This is a genomic window from Neptunicoccus cionae (assembly GCF_002860325.1).
Taxonomy (GTDB): Bacteria; Pseudomonadota; Alphaproteobacteria; order Rhodobacterales; family Rhodobacteraceae; genus Amylibacter; species Amylibacter lutimaris.
This window is the reverse complement of record NZ_PKOJ01000004.1, coordinates 1-19,552: the sequence shown is the minus strand read 5'-3', so window position 1 is coordinate 19,552 and position 19,552 is coordinate 1. Positions and strand designations below refer to the sequence as shown.

The 19,552-nt window shown below is 55.5% G+C and carries 11 protein-coding genes; 1 reads left to right on the top strand and 10 read right to left on the bottom strand.

The features are described 5' to 3' along the window. The 10 genes from C0U40_RS10775 to C0U40_RS10730 all read right to left on the bottom strand — a co-directional run bounded on the left by C0U40_RS10775 (position 1) and on the right by C0U40_RS10730 (position 18,756). On the bottom strand, positions 1-1,692 hold the full coding sequence (locus C0U40_RS10775; protein ID WP_101655798.1) for an ABC transporter permease subunit: 1,692 nt from the start codon (positions 1,690-1,692) through the stop codon (positions 1-3). After that, positions 1,689-2,717 (bottom strand): ABC transporter ATP-binding protein, encoded by a 1,029-nt coding sequence (locus C0U40_RS10770; RefSeq protein ID WP_101655797.1) that lies wholly within the window; start codon positions 2,715-2,717, stop codon positions 1,689-1,691. The genes C0U40_RS10775 and C0U40_RS10770 overlap by 4 nt, the downstream gene beginning before the upstream one ends. Before the next feature lie 114 nt (positions 2,718-2,831). Beyond that, positions 2,832-3,839, bottom strand: coding sequence for an ABC transporter substrate-binding protein (locus C0U40_RS10765; protein ID WP_101655796.1), 1,008 nt, complete (start codon positions 3,837-3,839; stop codon positions 2,832-2,834). Between the two features lie 242 nt (positions 3,840-4,081). Beyond that, a complete protein-coding gene (locus tag C0U40_RS20100; protein ID WP_145991929.1) occupies positions 4,082-9,973 on the bottom strand; it encodes a calcium-binding protein in 5,892 nt (1,963 codons plus the stop codon). A gap of 149 nt (positions 9,974-10,122) precedes the next feature. Beyond that, positions 10,123-11,769: an amidohydrolase gene (locus C0U40_RS10755; RefSeq protein ID WP_101655795.1), complete on the bottom strand. Its 1,647-nt coding sequence runs from the start codon at positions 11,767-11,769 to the stop codon at positions 10,123-10,125. 32 nt (positions 11,770-11,801) lie between these two features. Further along, positions 11,802-13,262, bottom strand: a complete 1,461-nt coding sequence (locus C0U40_RS10750) for an amidase (RefSeq protein WP_101655794.1) — start codon at positions 13,260-13,262, stop codon at positions 11,802-11,804. 140 nt (positions 13,263-13,402) lie between these two features. Continuing rightward, positions 13,403-14,416: a TAXI family TRAP transporter solute-binding subunit gene (locus C0U40_RS10745; protein ID WP_101655793.1), complete on the bottom strand. Its 1,014-nt coding sequence runs from the start codon at positions 14,414-14,416 to the stop codon at positions 13,403-13,405. Then, entirely contained in the window at positions 14,417-16,324 is a 1,908-nt protein-coding gene (locus C0U40_RS10740) for a TRAP transporter permease (protein WP_101655792.1), read from the bottom strand. Next, positions 16,321-16,824, bottom strand: a complete 504-nt coding sequence (locus C0U40_RS10735; protein ID WP_180957677.1) for a MarR family winged helix-turn-helix transcriptional regulator — start codon at positions 16,822-16,824, stop codon at positions 16,321-16,323. Before C0U40_RS10735 ends, C0U40_RS10740 begins: the two co-directional genes overlap by 4 nt. Positions 16,825-17,079: 255 nt before the next feature. After that, a complete protein-coding gene (locus C0U40_RS10730; protein ID WP_101655790.1) occupies positions 17,080-18,756 on the bottom strand; it encodes an amidase in 1,677 nt (558 codons plus the stop codon). A 199-nt stretch (positions 18,757-18,955) separates the two neighbouring features. On the opposite strand from C0U40_RS10730, the gene C0U40_RS10725 reads away from it, so the two are divergent. Next, positions 18,956-19,552: mechanosensitive ion channel family protein (locus C0U40_RS10725; RefSeq protein ID WP_145991928.1), on the top strand; the 597-nt coding region annotated here is incomplete at its 3' end.

Below are 19,552 nucleotides of genomic sequence, written 5' to 3'. Positions count from 1 at the left end.
CTAACCCCCTTTTATCACTTTGGGGGACCGAGACATCAGCCGAAGCCCCAGTTTCATCATGCCCAAAGCCAGACACACCACAGCCATAACACAAGTGGAGAACGCCGCAGCCTGTGATGTCAGCCCCGCATCATCCAGCCGCATGATCGTTACAGCCGCCACATCCAGCTTGGCTGTGGTCAGGAAAACAACCGCCGAAAGCGTCACCATGGAGCGCATGAATAGAAAGAAGAACACCGCAATCAGCATCGGTGCCACAAATGGGGCAACTACCGTGACCGCCGTGCGGCCATACCCCGCGCCAAGGGTGCTCGCGGCTTCCTCCAGTGCGGTGGGAAACTGGCGAAACCCTGTCATTACCGTCAAAAACGCCTGTGTGTGATAGTGATAGAAATTGATCACCGCAATCAAAGTCGCCGTGCCGTAAAGCAGATACAAAGGCGTCGCGGTTGAATTGAACGTCAGGATATAGGCCAGCCCCAGCACAATGCCCGGCACCGCCGCAGGCATCGCCGCCAGAACCTGAACGGCCTGTGCAATTCCGCCCGAAAGCTTGCGCAGCCCCAAAGCCATGATGAAAATCAGCACCGTCCCGCCAGCCGCCGCCCCCAACGAGATCGCGATAGTAATCCAAAGCGAGGCATAGCCCCCCGCCAGAGTAATATCGAAATGTTTGAAAGTCAGATCGTGGTTGTAGGGCCATAATTTGACGAAACTGGCATAGATCACCACGCCGATCACCGACAGGATCATCGCCACCACCGCGAAACAGGCCGCCGCCATCGGGATATCGCGGTTGGGATAAAAGCGCGGCACAAACTTTTGCACATTGGTCGCGTGCCACCCCTGTTGCCGCTTCATCGACTGACGTTCGATATAATAGGACACCACGGTTGGCAGCAGCAGCATAATGCCCACAACCGCCCCCATGTTAAAGTTCCGCAAACCAATCACCTGGGTGTAGATTTCCGTGGCCAGCACCGAGTAATCCCCGCCGATCACCGCCGCATTGCCAAAATCGGTGATGGTGATGATGAACACAACAAAAGCACTGTTCAGCAGGGCGAAAAAGATCGCAGGCAGGGTCAGATCGCGGAACTGGCGCATCGGCTTTGCGCCCATCACCTCTGCCGCTTCATAGGTGCGGGCATCCAGCAGAACCAGCGACGCGCCGATAATCATCACCGCTTGGGGGAGCGCATACAGCGTGTTGGCAATCAACAATCCCCAAAAGCCGTAAATATCCAGCTCCGTCCCGATGGCACGGGAAATCAACCCGTTGCGCCCCAACAGAAAAATCAACCCCAGCGCCTGCACCAGGGACGGTGCCAGCAGCGGCAAGACGATCACGCCACGGATCAGCCATTTCCCACGAAAGGCGCAGCGGTGCAGACCATGGGCGATGATAAAGCCCAGAAAAACGCTGACCACAGTGGTGGCCACGCCCATGGTCATGGAATGCTGCGTTGCACGCCAGAACCCTTTGGATGACAAAACCTCAGCATAATTCCCCAGCCCGTAAGTCCCGTCGGGCGTAGTAAGGGAGCGCAGAAACACGATAACCATCGGATAGAGGAAGAACAGCGTCAGGCCGATCAGCGGGATCAGGATACAAGCCGCCGCAAGCAGCTTGTCACTGTCCATCCGCAAGCGCTGTTTTGGCGCGTACTCTTTGGCAGCCGAGACGCTCATTCAGACACCTCAGTGCCGTCATTGGCGACCCAGATGCAATCAGACGGCACAATTTGCACCGCAACCTTCTGCCCCTCTGTCAGACCAAGGGAGCCGTGGGATTCCACCACCAGATCGCCCAAAGCACTATCCAGTTTATAGCGGGTCAGATTGCCCAGAAACCCGACCGAACGCACCGTCGCCGCCCCGTCAGCATCGGCAACTAGCCCGATTTTTTCGGGGCGGATGCAGGCGTCGAACTGATCGTCAGGCGCATCGGGACGCGCTGTCAGAAGCGCTGGCATCTCGCGGCGGATCACTTCGGTGGAAACCAGATTGCTGACCCCCATAAAATCCGCCACAAACCGCGTGGCGGGGCGGTGATACAGGTCTTCGGGCGTGCCAGCCTGCACCACAACACCGTGGTTCATACAGATGATTTTATCCGCCAGCGCCAGCGCCTCTTCCTGATCATGGGTCACCATCAGGGTCGGAATTTTCAGCGTTCTTTGCAAATGTTTGATTTCGTCCCGCAGACTGCCGCGCACCTTGGCATCCAGCGCGGACAGGGGCTCATCCAGCAACAACACACGGGGATCAACCGCAATCGCACGGGCCAGCGCAATGCGTTGCTGCTGACCGCCAGACAACTGCCCCGGAAACTTGTCTGCCAGATGGGGCAGTTTGACGATTTCCAGCAACTCCGACACTCGCGCATTGATACGGGCCATCGGGACGTTACGGATTTTCAGGCCATACCCAATGTTTTCAGCCACCGTCATGCTGGGAAACAGAGAATAGGATTGAAACACAATCCCGAAGCCGCGTTCGCGTGCAGGCAAATTGCTCAGCACCTCGTCTTGAAGCGACACTGTTCCGGAATCTACATCGGTCAAACCTGCAATCAGCCGTAACAAGGTGGTTTTACCACAGCCGCTCGGGCCGAGCAGACAAACAAATTCGCCTTGTTCGATTTCAATAGAAACGTTGTCCAGTGCGGTGAAAGTGCCAAACCGCTTGGTTACATTGCTGACGGTAAGATACATGACCGCATGCCTTGAATAGGGGGTTCGGCGCGGGGCCGAACGGGTATTAAATGAAGGGGAAAATCACGCAGACGGGCCGCGGGGACATTGCGCCCCCACAGCCCGAAGGCTTGATTAACGGCCGAATTTTTCGCGCCACTCGGCTTTGATCTCATTCTGGCGGCCAGCAGATTCAACAAAATCCACAGGGGCAAGAACGGTCGAAATATCGCTTGGCAATCCCGCTTTCACGGCTGTGTCGGACGGTTTGGCCCCTGCAACAGTCACCAGCGCCTTATACTGGCCGAACAGTTCGATTGCTTCGGCGGACATGGTCCAGTCGAGGAATTTTTTAGCCTCTTCCTGCTGGTCACTGCTGGCCAGAATACCGGATGCTTCCAGCTCGTAGCCAACGCCCTCGGACGGGAACACCATGGCCAACGGATAGCCTTCCTCAATCGACTGCATCGCGGTAAAGGCCAGCGAAATACCCACCGTATATTCCCCTGTGCGCGCCGACTTACAAGGTTTTGATCCCGAAGACGTGTATTGCGCCATGTTCGGATCGACCGCTTCAAGCTGCGCCCAACCCTTTTCCAGCCCCATGCCCTGAAGAACCGCGTTCACATGCAAATAACCAGTGCCGGATTCATTGGGATCAGGCATCAGGATTTCACCCTTGAATTCAGGCGCTGCCAGATCGGCCCAGCTTGTGGGCATGGTCAGACCCTTGTCTTCCAGCCGCGCCGTATTCACACAGAAGGCCCCCATATAACCGATTTGCGCGAACCAGCGGTCTTCCGCATCACGGAATTGCGGGGCCAGTGCCTCGGTTCCAGCGATTTTTACCGGTGCCATCAGTTCCAGAACCTGCGGATCCATCATCGCGGTCACAGCCCAGCCCCAGATCACATCTGCCTGCGGATTGCCCGCCTCGGCCAGCAACCGCGCGCCCAGCTTGCCTGTCGACAGGCGCAACACGTCGATTTCAAGGTCTGGCATCGCCGCTTTGGCCGCATCCAAATAGATCGCAACCTCTTCTTCTTCCAGTGCTGTATAGACGGTCAGCGACTCTGCAAAAGCGGAAGACGCTGCACACAGCGCCAGAGCAGAAGCGGAGAATTTAATCGCATTTTTGTACATTTTTATAAATCCCTGTTCCAAGTTTAACAGCCGTTCCACCGGAATCCTCTCTCTGAAACCTCGGAATTACTGCCTTTCTTTCGACCCGAATCAAAAGCTGATTTGAGTATAATTATGTATTAGTGCGTTTTTGTGGATTTACTAAACAAAAACTCAAACACACAAATAACCACACGATCTGACAGCCTTTCCGATCTAAAAAAGGCTCAGAAACTATCCAGAACGACGCATTTTTGATCAGATTAAAAAATGGAGAAGTCGGACGCACCAAGGTCGAGCTCGGCATCCAGCGTCGCAAAATGCACTCTGTCCGCACCGCCGCTACCATCCTCGTCGTAATAGAGCTTACCCGTTGACTCACTGTAGATGATGCGCTGTGCCGCTGTAAAAGCAGAGCCGGACAGGTTGGACCCAAATGCCGTCACCGCCAGTGATCCGGTCGACAGCGTTGTGAAAATTGCATCATCGAGGCGTATTTCATCCACGCCCGTTTCAAAGTCGGTGATCGTATCGAAGTCCTCCAAAGACACGCGGAAAATGAACCTGTCTTCACCGTCCCCGCCTGTCAGCGTGTCCGCTCCGAGACGGCCGTTCAGATCATTATCTCCGTCATTCCCGACGATCTCATTATCAAGAGCATTGCCGATCCCGTTTACATCCGCGCTGTTAATCAGTCGCAGATTTTCGACGTTCTCAGAAAGTGTATAAGTGACACTGGACTTGATCAGATCAACACCATTGCCTTCCAGTTCGATAACCGTGTCCAACGCGGAGTTGACCAGAAATACATCATCGCCGGACCAGCCGTACATCTCGTCGTCGCCGGTGCCCCCTTTGATAAGATCGTCCCCGTCCCCGCCGCGCAATATATCGTTGCCAGCATTGCCTATAATGGTGTCATCCCCGCCGCGACCCGAAATCTCGTTATCAAGCGCGTTTCCTGTCAGTGTATTATCCAGATCATTGGCAAGGACGGTGTGCCCGGTCCCAAGCTCTGCATCTTCGATGTCCGCTTGCCCCGGTGTGTCCATATCCCAGACATCCACGTCCACGATAATCAGGTCATGTCCCCCATCAACACCGTCCGGAATATCACCTGCAAAGTTTTCATCAACAATGTCGCCAACACTTGTGACACGATAGGTATCGTCACCCTTACCCCCTGCAAGCGTGTCGCCGCCAATTGTGGTACTTGCACCGCCTTCCAGCGTATCCGCCCCCAGCCCGCCGAATAGCAGACTGCCAGCGCTTCCTAGTGAGGAGAACTTGCCGCTTCCGGTGAGAGTGTCGGCACCTTTACCGCCGTAGAGCGTATTATTGCCGTAAGAGTCCGAGATTATATCGTCGCCCGCCTCTCCGTAATGGGTATTGTCCGGAGAGCCGGTGACTTTCGCAAAGTTCTGCCCCACCAGAATGTCATCGAAAACCGAACCCCGCAGATTTTCGACGTTTTCAAGGAAGTCCAGTTCTGCATGGCCGCCACTTTGCAACTGACGGTTAAGGTCAACATCCACACCCGCGCCTGACAGGGTATAGATTGCGAAATCGTCGCCCTCTGCGCCGTCAATCACGTCTGCGCCTGCACCGCCGTGGATTACATTGTTCCCCGCATTGCCTGTAATCGTCTGATCGAAGGTATTTCCGAATAGAATAATATCCTCGGCTCCAACGGCGAAGGCTTCCAGAACCTCGATCTCCAAACCGGCAGCAAGGTAGAAATCTTCTGTCGCGATAACAGTATCCGTGCCTCCGCTGTCAATGATCTCATCGCCAAGCGTGACGATGTACCGGTCGTCATTTGCCCCGCCGTCCAATGTGTCATTGCCCGCACCGCCATTCAACGTATCGTTGCCTACGCCCCCGAAGAGCGTATCCTTACCATCACCACCGAACAGAACATCGTCACCGCCGAACCCGTCCAGCAGGTCATCCCCCCCGAGCCCTTTCAGCGTGTTTGAATATTCGACATCCGCTCCGGCCAGTATGCTTTCACCCGAAATGGTATCGTCGTGTTCGGACCCGACAACATGGCGGATACCCAGCAGAATATCCTTCTTTGCATGACCGCCCGTTTGCTTGCTCACCGACAAATCTATCGTCACAGCCGCATCCGATTGGGTATAGGCCGCGAAATCCGCAATGCCATCGCCCAGAATAACGTCCGCACCGGCCATACCTTCCAAGGTGTTTACATAAGAAACATCGGGGTCGGACATTTCAGCGATCAGTATCTGGGATTTGTTGTTGCCGGTGAGGTTAACCTCCGGATTACTTGCCAGCGTGCCAATCGTTCCGGCAGCCACGCGAACCGCTTCATAGTTGCCACTCAGAACAGAGGCTGTGATCGCCAACAAAATTCCGGGGTTCCAATAATAGGCCGACAGCACTTCTACGTGCTGGCCTTTCAACAGGGTGTGATCGTCATCCGCCCAGACATAATCCGCCCCGCCACCTTTGCGTTCGCGCACCTCATCAAGGGAGTCCACCTTGTAGAAATCAGCTTCCTTGCCGCCGCGCAACTTGTCTGCGTCCGCACCGCCATAGATCGTATCCATTCCGAAGCCGCCGAAAATCTTGTCCGCTTCACTGCCACCGCGCAGTTCGTCGTCTCCAAAGCCGCCAAACATTTTGTCTTTTCCGCTGTGCCCGTAGATTACATCCTCTCCGCCAAGGCCCAGCAATTTGTCATTTCCAGCCTGTCCATAAAGCCCGTTACCACCGCCCGTGCCGGTGATGAGGTTATCAATATCATTGCCAAAGGCATCCTCTGCCGTACCAAACAGACTGATCCGTTCAATGTGATTGTCCATGCCGCGCAGATCGATCGACACGTGGCCTTTAACCCAATCGTAACCGCTGTCCGACACATCGTTGATTTCATCCAGTTCGTCTTCGTTCAAACGGATGTTGTCGGCGCGCACGATGTAAACGTCATCTCCTTCGCCGCCTGACATCGTGTCGCCGGAGTTGGCACTTTCAAGCAAGTCATCTCCTGCATTTCCGAAAAGCCCCTGCGTATGGGAACCACCCTCTATTGTGTCATTCCCGCCAAGCCCGTAGATGCTACCGGTCCCCTGCGATCCTTTAATAACGTCGTCGTAGAGCGTACCTTCCACAAACTCGATAGAGGTCAGTGCGTCACCTTCCGCATCACCGCCGGCTTGCACCGTGCGGTCCAGATCAATGTCTACAGCTTCAAGACTGTTGTAATAGCTGATACGGTCATCTCCGTCCCCCCCGTCGATGATATCCGCGCCAGCGCCACCGATCATCACATCGTTGCCAAGCAGGCCAAGAAGGGTGTCATCGCCACCATTCCCCCACAGCATGTCATTGCCAGCGTTACCTTCAAGCGTGTCGCCCAAGGCGGCACCGCTCAGGATGTCATCGCCCGCGCCACCGGAAAAATCGGCGCTGATGGCCATTTCCTCGACCAGATAGAGGCTGTCCTCCTTCTTACCCCCGTCCCCCACGACCTTGGTAATATTATTGAATTCTTCGGTGTATCCATCATTCAGCGTTACAGTGATCTTTCCTTCACTCGGCGAGGCCCCGATTGTTACCAGATCCTCCTCGTCCGATATTCCGGCGGACAGACTGCGCAGCATCGACAAATCACCGATATGCAAGGTCAACGTATTGCCGGACTTGGAGGCGATGTTGTGTCCGCCGCCGACACCCTCGAAGCCGAAGTTACCGATGGTCAGCCTCGGGCTGCTCCAGCGCCACAGTTCGCCAAAGAGGGAATCGACAACAGCAGTGAAACCGGCAGTGATCGAGCCGGAGGCGTCGAAAATGGAAAACGGGTTGCTTTCCAGCGCTGCTATGAATTCGTCGTGATAGAGCTTGCCTGCCGTTGCGCCCAAATCATCGTTCAGATCAAGGTTGATGGTGCCTGCCACATCGCCACCACCGGAGATCGAGGCGACAAAGGCGTTAAGTTCCACCTCAACTCCCACACCGGACTCCAATACAATTTCGGCGCTGTCCGGATCATCGACAATGTAAAACCCGTCGATTGCTTGCAATTCTTCGTCAAGAAGACCACGGGTATCAAAACCGAAATCAAGATTGATAACAGCCTTTGCAAATCCGGTGATATTGACGAACACAAGGGGGAACACAGGGAACTTGAACAGATTAACGGATTTGTCCTGTCCGATAACCAGTTCCGGCAGATCGACCTCCACCAGTTCCGCCGGATTACCCAATAGTAAATTTATCCACTGATCGGGGTCTGTAAGGATTGGCAGGCCAAAGATTCCACCGTTCACCATCTCATCGAGGATTTCCGCCCCGGTAAAACCGCTGCCTGAATCCCGTGTATCCCAACCGGCACCGGAAAGGTCATCGATCACATCAGCGATGTCATCGGCCAGTCCTCCGGCCTTGGCAAGGGCGGAAGCAAAATCGAAATCTGGCAGACGGATGTCCGCAGCCCCGATTTCAATATCCCCAAGGATCAGATCCCCTTCTGCAAAGCCGGTGCTGTCCAGAAACGCCGCCCAGTCGGCAACGTCACTCGCAATATCAACCAAGGTGCGAAAAGCGGTTGTATCTACTCTTGGGAAGGCAATTTCGATAATGTCGATCAGTGTCACCCGACCGTCATCGTTTCTGTCCATCAATCCGCCAATTCCGGGCAAGACTTCCAACAGGCGGATTGAGGCATCCAGCACGTTCAGCAAAGGCCTGATCGGCTCCACCAGCGCATCAACCTTCTCGACCAGCGGGCCGATGAAATCTTCCATGAACCTGCCAAGGTCCATCTTCACGGTCTCGAACGCCACATCCGGCCTGTCACCGAAACTGGCGTTATCATCGCTCACGTCAACTCTGGCTCCGGTGAAATCCCATTCCGTGGACAGGGTCGTTCCGATCGAAGGAACCATATCTCCGGCAATCTGCGCATCGAGTTCCACATTCAGACGTGCAGTACCATTCAGCCTGGCATCCATCGTCGCGCTGGCCACCTGAGAAGAGGACAGCCGCCCTCCGGTCCCCTGCACATCTACGGAAAATGTCCCCGAGAATTCGGTTCCGGCATCCAGCGGATCAAACTCCTGCCCCGAAATCTCGAACGTCGTGTCAAAATCCACATCATCCACTGTGAAGCCGACCGACACATCCTCACCGGCGGAAACATCCATCAGGAAATCACCGCTCCTGATACCGAACCCAAGGTCGAAATCAAATGTGGTGCCAATCGTTGATGTGCCACCGCCGGTCGCCCCAAGCCCTGCCATCCCCAGATCACTTGCAAGGTCCTGCAAGTAGCTGCCGATCTTTTGCGTTTCCAAAGCAATACGCACGCCACTTGTCCCGACAGAGACAACAACGGAATTCCCGCCAAAACCGGCTGCAGCCAATGCCGCTTCCAAAGTGGCTTCCACCTCTGCCTGAGTACGGGAAGCAACATCCGCAATGCTGCTCAGAGCCTCTGAAAGAACGTCACCCAATGCAGCTGTTGCAGTCAGGGCGACCTCTTCTGCTTCGGCAGCGAGCGCGAGCCCCGTACCAATCAGCGGCAGCGCTTCGGCCAGAACACTTTCAACAATCTTCTGATGGAGGTCGCTCAGCGCGCCTTCAATACCTTCTGCAAGCATCACAAGCTGCGCCTGCGATACGGTGCCTCCGGCTGCAGGTGGTGCGGCCCCTGCGCTCGCGCCGCCAGCTGCAGGCCAGCCCGAACTGTGCGATCCTGTCGCCGGTTGCAAAGAAACCAACGCGCCCGAACTGTCAAAATTGTAACTGTTCCCTCCAGCGGACAAACTGAAGCCGGAGGAATAGGCTGTTACAGTCAGGACAGACTGAAATGTTCCGGCCTCGTCCGGCTGCAGCAGATCCAGTGTGAAGGAATCCTCCAAGGTGTTTTCCCGGACCTGTACGTCGGCAAAACCGGCAAGCCCGAGCGCTTCTGAAAGTGCACCCGCCAAAGTGTCAGAAGACAGATCAGCCGAATGAGCCACGTCTTTCAAACTACGTGCCAGTGCGGACAGGAGACCAGCCGATTCCGATGCGTCGTCTACCCCGACTCCGGCATCAAACCCCTTCAGGGATATCTCTGGCAATTCTATTGCGGGGGCGATTTTCGTTGAAAATTCAAATCCATCAGGGGTATTGGGCTTGTTCATAATCAGCTCCATCAAAACACTGACGAAATCCGATTAACGCAAAATTGTGCCGGCGCGAGAGTGCGCCCAAGGATCACGTCTTCGTGATAAGCCTACTAAGATGTGATAGACCGGTCAACTTTCTCGGCCCCCAGCACCCCGAAGCCGCTCTAGAGTGCGAAGACGGTTTCACCTTTCCAAACCGTTTCCTGCACTTGCACAGCAGAAATTTCTGCCGGTGACAGTGTCCGGATATCACTGTTCAGAATGATAAAGTCCGCAAATGCGCCTTGTTTCAGGACAGAGGTTTCGCCAGCCAGACCGATTGCACGGGCAGCATTTACCGTGAACAGGTTGAGCGCCTGATCCAGAGAGACTGCCTGCCCTGCATTCATGGTTCCGCTGAACTGTTGTGTTGGATCCTGTCGGGTCAACATTCCGGCCAGCCCGCTCCACGGGTCCGCATCCGGCGCGCTTGCGGGCCAGTCCGTTGCAAAAATCACTTGCGCCTGTGCATCGAGAAGATCGCGGATACGGTGCAGGCGTCCCATCTGCTCTGCGTTTAATACACCCATCTGGGCGCGGGTGGCACCGTTTGGCATCCAGAGTTTCGGAGAGACTTCGGCAACCGCGTCAAGTGCTGCAAAACGGGGCAGGTCTGCATCACTGACAAAAGCGGAATGCGCAATTTCATGGCGCAAACCGGAAGGTCCGTTGGCTTTTCGTGCCGCTTCGATCGCATCAAGTCCCTTGCGGACCGCATTGTCCCCGACCGCATGCATTTTGACGACGTAACCGTGGCGGTCCAGTTCCGTCACCCTATCGTTAAGCGCAGACGGGGACATCAGCAATGTGGCATCAGGGTCATGGGCCGTCGGGTCGTAACCTTCCTTCGGCTGATACGGATCAAGGAAAGATGCCGTATGCGCCGGTGCCACCCCGTCCAGAAACAGCTTGGCAAAATTCAGCCGTAGATCATCCCGCGAATAGGTATCCCGCAGGCGGTCGATTTCTTCCAGCGGGACATTGCCGTCGGACAGAGGGGAATATGCAGTGATGTGTGCTGCTGCGTGGAGGCTCCACCGCCCCTCATCGCAGGCTTTGGCATACGCGGCCAGCGTCCGCTCGTCTGCCATAGGTTCTTTAAACCCCGTATATCCCAGACTGTTGAGATAGCGCAGAGCGTAATCGCAAGCCTCTCGAAGCTGTTCCGGTGTTTCCTTGATCTTGTTTCGCATCGGAGCAAGTGCGGCTTCTGCCAACATGCCAGTCAGATTGCCGTTAGTATCCCGCTCGATCACGCCGCCCTCAATGGGAGGGCTGTTTTCATCGAAACCGCATAGAGATAGCGCCCGACTGTTGCACCAGACTGCGTGTTGGCTCGTATCGAACAAAGCCACCGGATGTGCCGGAGCCAACAAATCAAGCCACGCCCGCGGCGTCATACCCAGACCGTCGCGCATCTCATAACGCCAGGGTCCACCGCTGATCCAACTACCTATTTCTGTCGCCCCGGCCCGCTTGCGTAGCGCCTGTGCCAGTGCATCAGTGGTTGCGGAATAGCCGACGTAAACTTCGAACAAATCTCGACAGGCTCCCCACAGCGCATGGGTATGGGATTCAATAAGCCCGGGCATAACGAACTGCCCGCCAAGCGAGACTCTCCGAGTCTGCGGGCCTGCAAATGCGTCAATGTCATCGTTGCTACCACAGGCCAACACCCGACCGCCTGCCACAGCGATTGCTTCGGCATGGGGCCGTGCAGGGTCCAGTGTCAGAACACGGCCGTTCAGAAATATGGTATCCGCTTTGAGCATGTAAGCGCCTTTCGAGTATTTTAAATCGCGGATCAGGCCGCCGCTGTGGTGTGGGTGACATTAGGGTCAATCGGACCAAGCGGCCCGCCCACAGCCACTTCCACCGCACGTGCAGCAGCAAGCAGCCCTGCTTCACCGCGCGGTTTCCCGATGAGTTGCAAGGCCACGGGCAACCCACGCGAACCGATCCCCACCGGGACAGAAATTGCCGGCAGTCCGGTCACGGTTGCAAGGTAGGCAAACCGCAACCAGCCGAGATAGTCTTCAAAGGTGACACCACCGACTGTCCTTACCCATTCTTCGCTCTGGTCGTGGGGCAGGCAGCCAACAGTGGGACAAGCCAGCACGTCAAACTGCTCAAACAATGCGACCATTCTGGTGTAAAGCGCAGAACGGTTTCGATGCGCCGCAGCAATATCGGCAACTCCAAGGGCTTCGCCACTGGCAATGTTCTCTTCTAATGCGGCTTTGAAATGGGCGCGGATTTCAGGCTTCACCCCTTGCCCCATAGCTGCCCACATCAAACCGCGCAGGCTCCTGTAGGTCTTGTCCAGTCCGGTCAGGTCAGGGCATGTTTGTTCGACGATCGCCCCTTCCCGCTGCAAAAGTCCCAGAACGCCGTCAAGATGTTCGCGCACCTCCGCATCGACCGGTGAAAACCCGTTCAGATCCGCAGAGTAGGCGATCCGCAACTTCCCGTCTGCCTGTAGAACCGCATCCTGGAAAGAAGTTTCCGGTGCCGGAATGGACAAGGGATAGCGCCCGTCAAAACCGGACATGGCATCAAGGAACAATGCGCAATCCCGTGTAGAGCGGGCCATCGGGCCTTGCGCGCCTTCGATCATGTAAAGATTGTCAAAATTGCCGCTGCTAATGCGGCCGGGACTGGGGCGCAGGCCGACCACGCCACAAAAAGCTGCCGGTGTGCGCAAACTGCCGCCATGGTCGGATCCGTGACTAAGCCACACTTCGCCTGCGGCAAGGGACGCTGCTGCACCACCGGAAGATCCGCCAGCGTTGAGGGTCGTATTCCATGGATTGCGAGTCGGCCCGAAGACATCGTTGAACGTATTTCCACCTGCGCCAAATTCGGGCGTATTCGTCTTGCCAACCACAACGCCGCCGCGTTCTTCCAACCGCTCGACAAGCGGATCGCTGGTGTCAGGTATATTATCCGCGAGTCCCTTGGTGCCAAATGTGGTGCGCACGCCCTGTACGGGGGTCAAATCCTTGATTCCGATTGGCAACCCGTAAAGATTACCGGGATGGTCGTTGTCTGAAACATCAATGTTTTCTGAAGCAAGGCGCGCCCTATCAGGGCACACAGTCGGTGTGGCGTTGATCGACGGGCTGACCGCTTCGATCCGCGCAAAACTCACGTCCAATAACTCGGTTGTTGAAACCTCTTTACGTCTAAGAAGTTCGACCACCTCATAAGCCTGCAAACGGGACAGCTCGGAGCCGGTAAATTCTGTGCGTGGTTTATCAGTCATCGTACTCTCAGGCGTTTGAATTCGGCTCGCGGACTTTATCAGCCCGCAAAACCTTTGATGAAATTTTTCCTGCGGTGTCGTGTCAGGAGCGCTACGGGCCATGATGCAACGGGGATCACTTCATGGCCCGTATAACGGGATCAGTTGGTCTTACCGAAAGTTACGGGTTCGGGAATGTCCCAACCCATCTCACGGTAGTACCGCTCTGCTCCGGGATGCAGACGGCTTGCAATCTGTGACAAACCGGTTTCCTTGCGGATCGTGGAGGGCATCCAGACGGCCGTTTCGTGGATTTCCCCAAGGTTTTCCCAGATTGCCTTAGTTACCTGGTAAACAATTTCTTCATCCACGTGCATTCCCGCTGAGAAATTCACAATCGCGCCGTGGGTTCGTGCATCGCCGCCGACCTGATTGCTGCCGTAGACATCCCCGGGAATTGTGTTCGCCGTACCGCCAACTTTCGCGTTAATCGTCAGCTTGTCTATATCGACATCCAGAATGCGAATTTTCTTGGTCAGGGCAAATTGCTGGATAGACGGGCTTGGCATGTTTGTCGGCAGGACGATTACATCAATCTTGTCATCCTGAAAGGCCTGAATTGCCGCATCATAGCCATAGGTCGGAACGTTCATGTCTTCTTCGGTCAGACCGGTCGTTTCCTTGATTGCACGCAGCACAACGCCTTTTGCCGCGCCACCCGGAGGCCCTGCAAATACAGTGTGTCCCTTTAGGTCTGCCATCGTTTCAATACCGGAATCCGCGCGGGTCACGTAGTGGTACGGCCCGATCTGGTAAGAGAACACCATACCGATGTTTTTTTCCAGTTCCGGCGCATCCTTCATATTTTTAAATGGACCAACGTTCTCTGCCATCAACCAGTTGATTGTCGCAGAACCGAAGAGGAAATCCACCTTCCCCTTGCCTGCATCAACCATGTGTTTGGTCGCCGCGCCAGTCGCGCGGACCTGAAACTCTACGTCGTCCAGATGCTTGTTAACGACTTTGGCGATTGCGGTATTCACCACGAAAGGGGACATGCCCGGCGCGGTGGAAGCCACCTTGTAGAGTTCAGCCAATGCTGCGGTCGAGGGCAAGCTGACGGCCAGCACACTGACCAGCGCTATTTGCTTGGCTTTTGTGATAAGGTTAAGCATTCAAATTTTCTCCTGTTGTGTGGTATTTATTAAGCTTGTTTTGGGTGAGGTTTTGGAAAACAGCCCTACAGCAAGGGTCGCCGCGACGGCTGGTATCCAGAAATACGCCAGAGGCATCAAAGCGGCGGCACCCACGGCCAGCCGGACGGCCCGCTGCCCCGTCCCGAGCCGGCCCAAACGGGGATCCGCTCCGCCAAAGGCGCTTGCCAACATCCAGACTGCGGCCAGCAACCGGACAATGGTGCAGGCGAACTCGACCCAGGTGAACCCGTCCGCAACCAGCAGAAGCGAGGGCGAGTAGACAAAAACATAAGGCACAACCAGCCCGATCACCGAAATGCGCAATGCTACGAATGATGTAGCCAGCGGATTGCCGTCCGCAATCGGAGCAGCAACGTAACAGCCATAGGCAATCGGGGGAACGATGGAGGAGTAGACTGCGAAGTAGAGCACGAACATATGTGCTGCAATCGGCTCGACACCTGCTTTGATAATGGCCGGAGCAATCATAATCGCGATAATCAGATAGGCCGGAAGGGTTGGCAGCCCCATACCAAGGATCAGCGCCCCGAACATTGCCAGTATCAAAGCAAGTATCAGGCTGCTTTCGCCGGCGGCAGCGATAGACGTTGCAAAACGGATCGCAACACCGGTTTCATTCACCACGGCCAGCACAATCCCGATAACCCCAACGGCCAGTATGATTTGCGCAGCGCTGACACCACCATCGGCCAGCGCGTGAACAACGCGCTTGGGTTCACGGCGGAAATCAGGGTTCAGGATAAGCCCCATGACAATCGCAGTTAGCAGGCCGTAAAGACCGGCCATTGCCGGACTTTTTCCGGAAAGGAACGCCACCATCAAAGCACCGATTGGCACAAAGACCAAAGCAGAGTTCAGCCAGTCCCGCGCGGTAATGGCCGGAATTTGGTCTTCCGGCAGGTTCTTGATGTCCAACCGGATCGCTTCTGCATACACCTGAGCAAAAAGTCCGATGTATTTAAACAGCGCAGGAATTGCAGCCGCAGCCATGACCATCACAAACGGCATACCCACAAGATCGGCCATCACGAAAACGGCCGCTGCCATGATGGGCGGCGTTAATTGCCCCCCCGACGAAGCGGCCGTTTCAACCGCACCGGCGAAGTTACCGGAAAAGCCCTGACGTTTGATCATCGGGATGGTGAAGACGCCGGTTCCGGCAATGTTGGCAGCGACGCTCCCGCTCATCATACCAAAAACAGCAGAGGCAACGATAGCGGCATGGGCCGCCCCGCCACGCACACGGGCCGTCAGAGCGGTTGACAGATGGATCAGGCTCGCCCCTGCTCCGGTCCGCTCCAGCACCGCACCAAAGATCAGGAAGATAAGGACGTTATCCGCAACCAGCCCCGTTACACGACCGAAAACACCGTCAAAAGAATACCAGCTGATCTGCATAAAACTGCCCATATCCATTCCGAAATGTTCCAGAATTCCGGGAAGGTGTGGACCGGCAAACCCGAAAAGGACAAAGGCAACGGCCATGATCGAAAGGGATACACCCCAACAGCGGATCGACAGAACGACGATTGCCAGCATACCGGCCAGCCCGGCCACAATGTTTTCAGGGGTCGCTGTGAAAAAGCCTGTGTACAGCTCTGCCTTCACGCGGAAGAACCAGACAGCCGAATAACAGAACGCGAGAATGAGCCCCAAGTCTATCGCCCAACCCAAGCGGCCCATTCGCCCCTTGTCAGACGTCAGTGCCACAATCGCCAGGCTGATCGCCATAACACCAAAACGGGCGTTCGCTTCGTCGACGACAAAAAAGGCAATGATCGCAATAATGAGCAGAGAAAACGCCACCGCCAGCGCCCGTCCGAGCACCTGTAGGGGGTTTCTTGGGGGCAGCGGCGTATCAATCATGATCTCGGTTCCTGTTTGGCTTTTAGCAATGCGGCGTTATGTGTGATCATCAGTTCCAGAAGGCGGTGAAGCTCGGCCTGCTCTTTTGTGGACAACACAGAGGCCATCACCGCGTTGCGCTGGATCGTGAAGGAAATGCACTGTTCATGAAGGCTGTGGCCTTCCGGCGTCAGACATAATTCGGTTTGCCGCTTGTCCGCTTCGCAGGGCTCGCTCGAAAGCAAACCCCGCGCGATCAGCTCCTTCACGACGCGGCTGAGCAAACCGTGGTCCATCACAAGGATTTCCCGCAGGGTGCTCGTCAGCATCGGTTCGGATTCCGCGACCAGACCAATGACACGCCATTCCGACAGGCTCAGCCCGAGATGCTTTCGAAAATAAAGGGAACCATTCCGCTCGTTTATCGCGGCAAGGCGGGAGATACGAAAGCTGAGAGCCTCGGAAAGGTTCTCAATCTGCGTTTCTTCCACGGATTCCTTATACTCGGTTTCTACTTCCACGTCGCTAATCCCCTGTCTCCCTAATTAACATGTGTATCATATTATGTGACAATGTCACTTAATATTTGTGACAATGTCACACAAATGGGCCAACAACAGAATTTCGATTTAAAATCTGCGGGATAGTTAAGGAGAAATGTTACAGGCAGACAGGAAGGAAACGATCACGCGAGCGCTTTCCTGCGGGCACCGCAATTCGCGAACCCGTGATTCGTATCCTGTAGCAGTAGTTAGCCCGCCGCCGGATTCGAAGAATTACAGCGGGGGTGGCGTGCGATAGGATCCGGTGCTTTCAAAGGCGCTTGCATAGGAGAGCAGCGCGGCATCGGAATAGGCCCGGCCCGCAAAGGTCAACCCTGCCGGCATCCGTATGTCAGACATCATCCCCATCGGCACTGTGACCGTCGGGATGCCCAGATGGCGGATCACCAGATTTCCATTGGCCACCCAGACACCGTTCTGCCATGCCTTGTCTGCCGAGTCCGGATTTACATCGGCGTCGGCCGGTCCCACGTCCGCCACCGCAGGAAAGACCACGGCATCCAGCGCCAGATCGTCCATCCAGTCTTCAAGGTCCACCCGCCGGATCGCTTCCAGTCCGTGCAAACCTTCTTCAATTAGGGGAATTTCAAGAAAGCTGTTCACCGGATGGGTTCTGGCATGGTTCGGATAGTCGGCGATGTCATCCTCAAAACCTGTATACCGGTCCGGCAGTGCCCCTGTTGGAGCAGGAAAGATCTGCGCCCTGTCAACCACTGCCAGTTCGGGAATTTGTTCATCGCCGTTGGCTTTGAGGAAATCATCCCATGCCCAAACTGACAGATCAACGATTTCGCGCTTCAGATACCCCGCCGGAAGAAGATCACGGGTGGTAATTTTGGGGACTCCAGGGCGATCGCCTTCATAGTTCGTCACCACCGGAAAATCGACAGTAATCACTTCCGCACCCTCAGCTTCCAGCGCTTTTTTTGCAGATTCCCAAAGAGCGATGACAGAATCTCTGGTGTCAATTTTCTGTCCGGTCGGTCCTCCTATCCCCCCGTCTGCCGCAGTTCCAGCAAGCGGGTCTGCATTGATATACATGGCAGGGACCCCAAAGCGTTTACCCCGAAGCGATTGTCCAGCCAGAGCAGCATAAGATTCAGGCCGGTGTTCCGAAGCCAAAGGCAAGGACACCCAAGGCTGACAACGCCAGAAATCGCCGCGCGTATCAAGATCATCTGCTACTAGAACATCCAGAAGCTCCAGCATGTCGGTCATACTGCGGGTATGGGGCACCACCACATCCATTGTAGGCACAAGTGGCCAGTTTCCCCGCACCGAAATAACGCCGCGACTTGGCGTATAGGCGCAAAGGCCATTGTTTGCAGCAGGCGCACGGCCACTTGACCACGTCTCCTCTGCGAGGCCGAATGCAGCGTAGCTTGCAGCGGTCGCAGTGCCCGAGCCGTTAGACGAGCCAGAAGCAAACGCCGCCGTGAGATAGTCAGGATTGTAGGGCGATTCAGCCCGCCCGTACACGCCCCGCTGCATTCCGCCATTCGCCATCGGAGGCATGTTGGTCAGACCCAAGAGAATTGCGCCTGCCCCGCGCAACTGCGCGATTGCAAAAGCATCATCATTTGCAACCAGCGTCTCAAAAGCCGGTGAACCGGCTGCGACGGTCAAACCTTTCACCTTGTAACTGTTCTTCGCAGTATAGGGGATGCCATCAAGCGGGCCGAGACAGCGGCCTTCCTTGCGCCGCGCATCCGAAGCTTTTGCCTCGCGAAGGGCATCGGGGTTCAGAACAGGCACCGCGTTCAGGCAGGGCCCGTTTTTATCCAACAGCGCGATCCGCTCCAGACAGGCCCTCACCAATTCCACGCAGGTTATCTCCCCGCTTTCCAGACCATGGCGGAGGTCTGCGATAGATGCTTCAACGATGTTCATCGGAACGTCCTTTCGTGGCTGCCGTCTCCCCACGCATGACTTCTACCGTTTGGGAAGCACAACACCAGCTTGATTTTCCACAATATGGCTCTTGCTGTCTGTCCTGCGTTCCCTGCGCCAATCCACGTAATTTACAAGCGGGTTTGCCAATATCCCACACGACCCTAATTCAATTAACATAAACAATAAGGATAGGCATATGGATGAAGTGGACACAAACCCCGGTTTGATATTTGACAAAATAGATGCATGGCTGGATGGCCTGTTCAAACTGCTGCCCAATATAGCAGTGGCGATTGTGGTGCTGGTCATTTTCTGGCTGATAGCCAAAGGCGTCAGCTCGCTTGTGAGGAGATACGCCAGCAAAAGAGACCGCCCGAGCCTTGCAGATGTCGGCGGGTCACTTGTCAAATGGGCGATTGTGATCATTGGAGTTATGCTTGCGGTCACCATTGTTGCCCCGACGATTTCACCGGGGGACCTGATTGCTGGTCTCGGGGTCAGCTCTGTCGCAATCGGCTTTGCCTTCAAAGACATTTTGCAGAACATGCTTGCGGGCATTCTTATTCTTCTGCGCCAGCCGTTCGAAATAGGCGACCAGATTGTTTCGGGGGGCCACGAGGGTACGGTGGAGCGGATCGAGACACGCGCGACACTGATCAAAACATATGACGGTCGCCGTGTCGTCATACCCAATGCCGATATCTACACTGACAGCGTTGTAGTGAATACCGCCTTTGAAACGCGTCGTTCCGAATATGATATCGGCATCGGCTGCAACGATGACTGGGACACC

Coding starts and splice junctions, on each gene's coding strand:
- C0U40_RS10765 (WP_101655796.1), bottom strand. CDS start 3,839: ATGTACAAAAATGCGATTAAATTCTCCGCTTCTGCTCTGGCGCTGTGT.
- C0U40_RS20100 (WP_145991929.1), bottom strand. CDS start 9,973: ATGAACAAGCCCAATACCCCTGATGGATTTGAATTTTCAACGAAAATC.
- C0U40_RS10770 (WP_101655797.1), bottom strand. CDS start 2,717: ATGTATCTTACCGTCAGCAATGTAACCAAGCGGTTTGGCACTTTCACC.
- C0U40_RS10740 (WP_101655792.1), bottom strand. CDS start 16,324: ATGATTGATACGCCGCTGCCCCCAAGAAACCCCCTACAGGTGCTCGGA.
- C0U40_RS10755 (WP_101655795.1), bottom strand. CDS start 11,769: ATGCTCAAAGCGGATACCATATTTCTGAACGGCCGTGTTCTGACACTG.
- C0U40_RS10730 (WP_101655790.1), bottom strand. CDS start 18,756: ATGAACATCGTTGAAGCATCTATCGCAGACCTCCGCCATGGTCTGGAA.
- C0U40_RS10745 (WP_101655793.1), bottom strand. CDS start 14,416: ATGCTTAACCTTATCACAAAAGCCAAGCAAATAGCGCTGGTCAGTGTG.
- C0U40_RS10750 (WP_101655794.1), bottom strand. CDS start 13,262: ATGACTGATAAACCACGCACAGAATTTACCGGCTCCGAGCTGTCCCGT.
- C0U40_RS10775 (WP_101655798.1), bottom strand. CDS start 1,692: ATGAGCGTCTCGGCTGCCAAAGAGTACGCGCCAAAACAGCGCTTGCGG.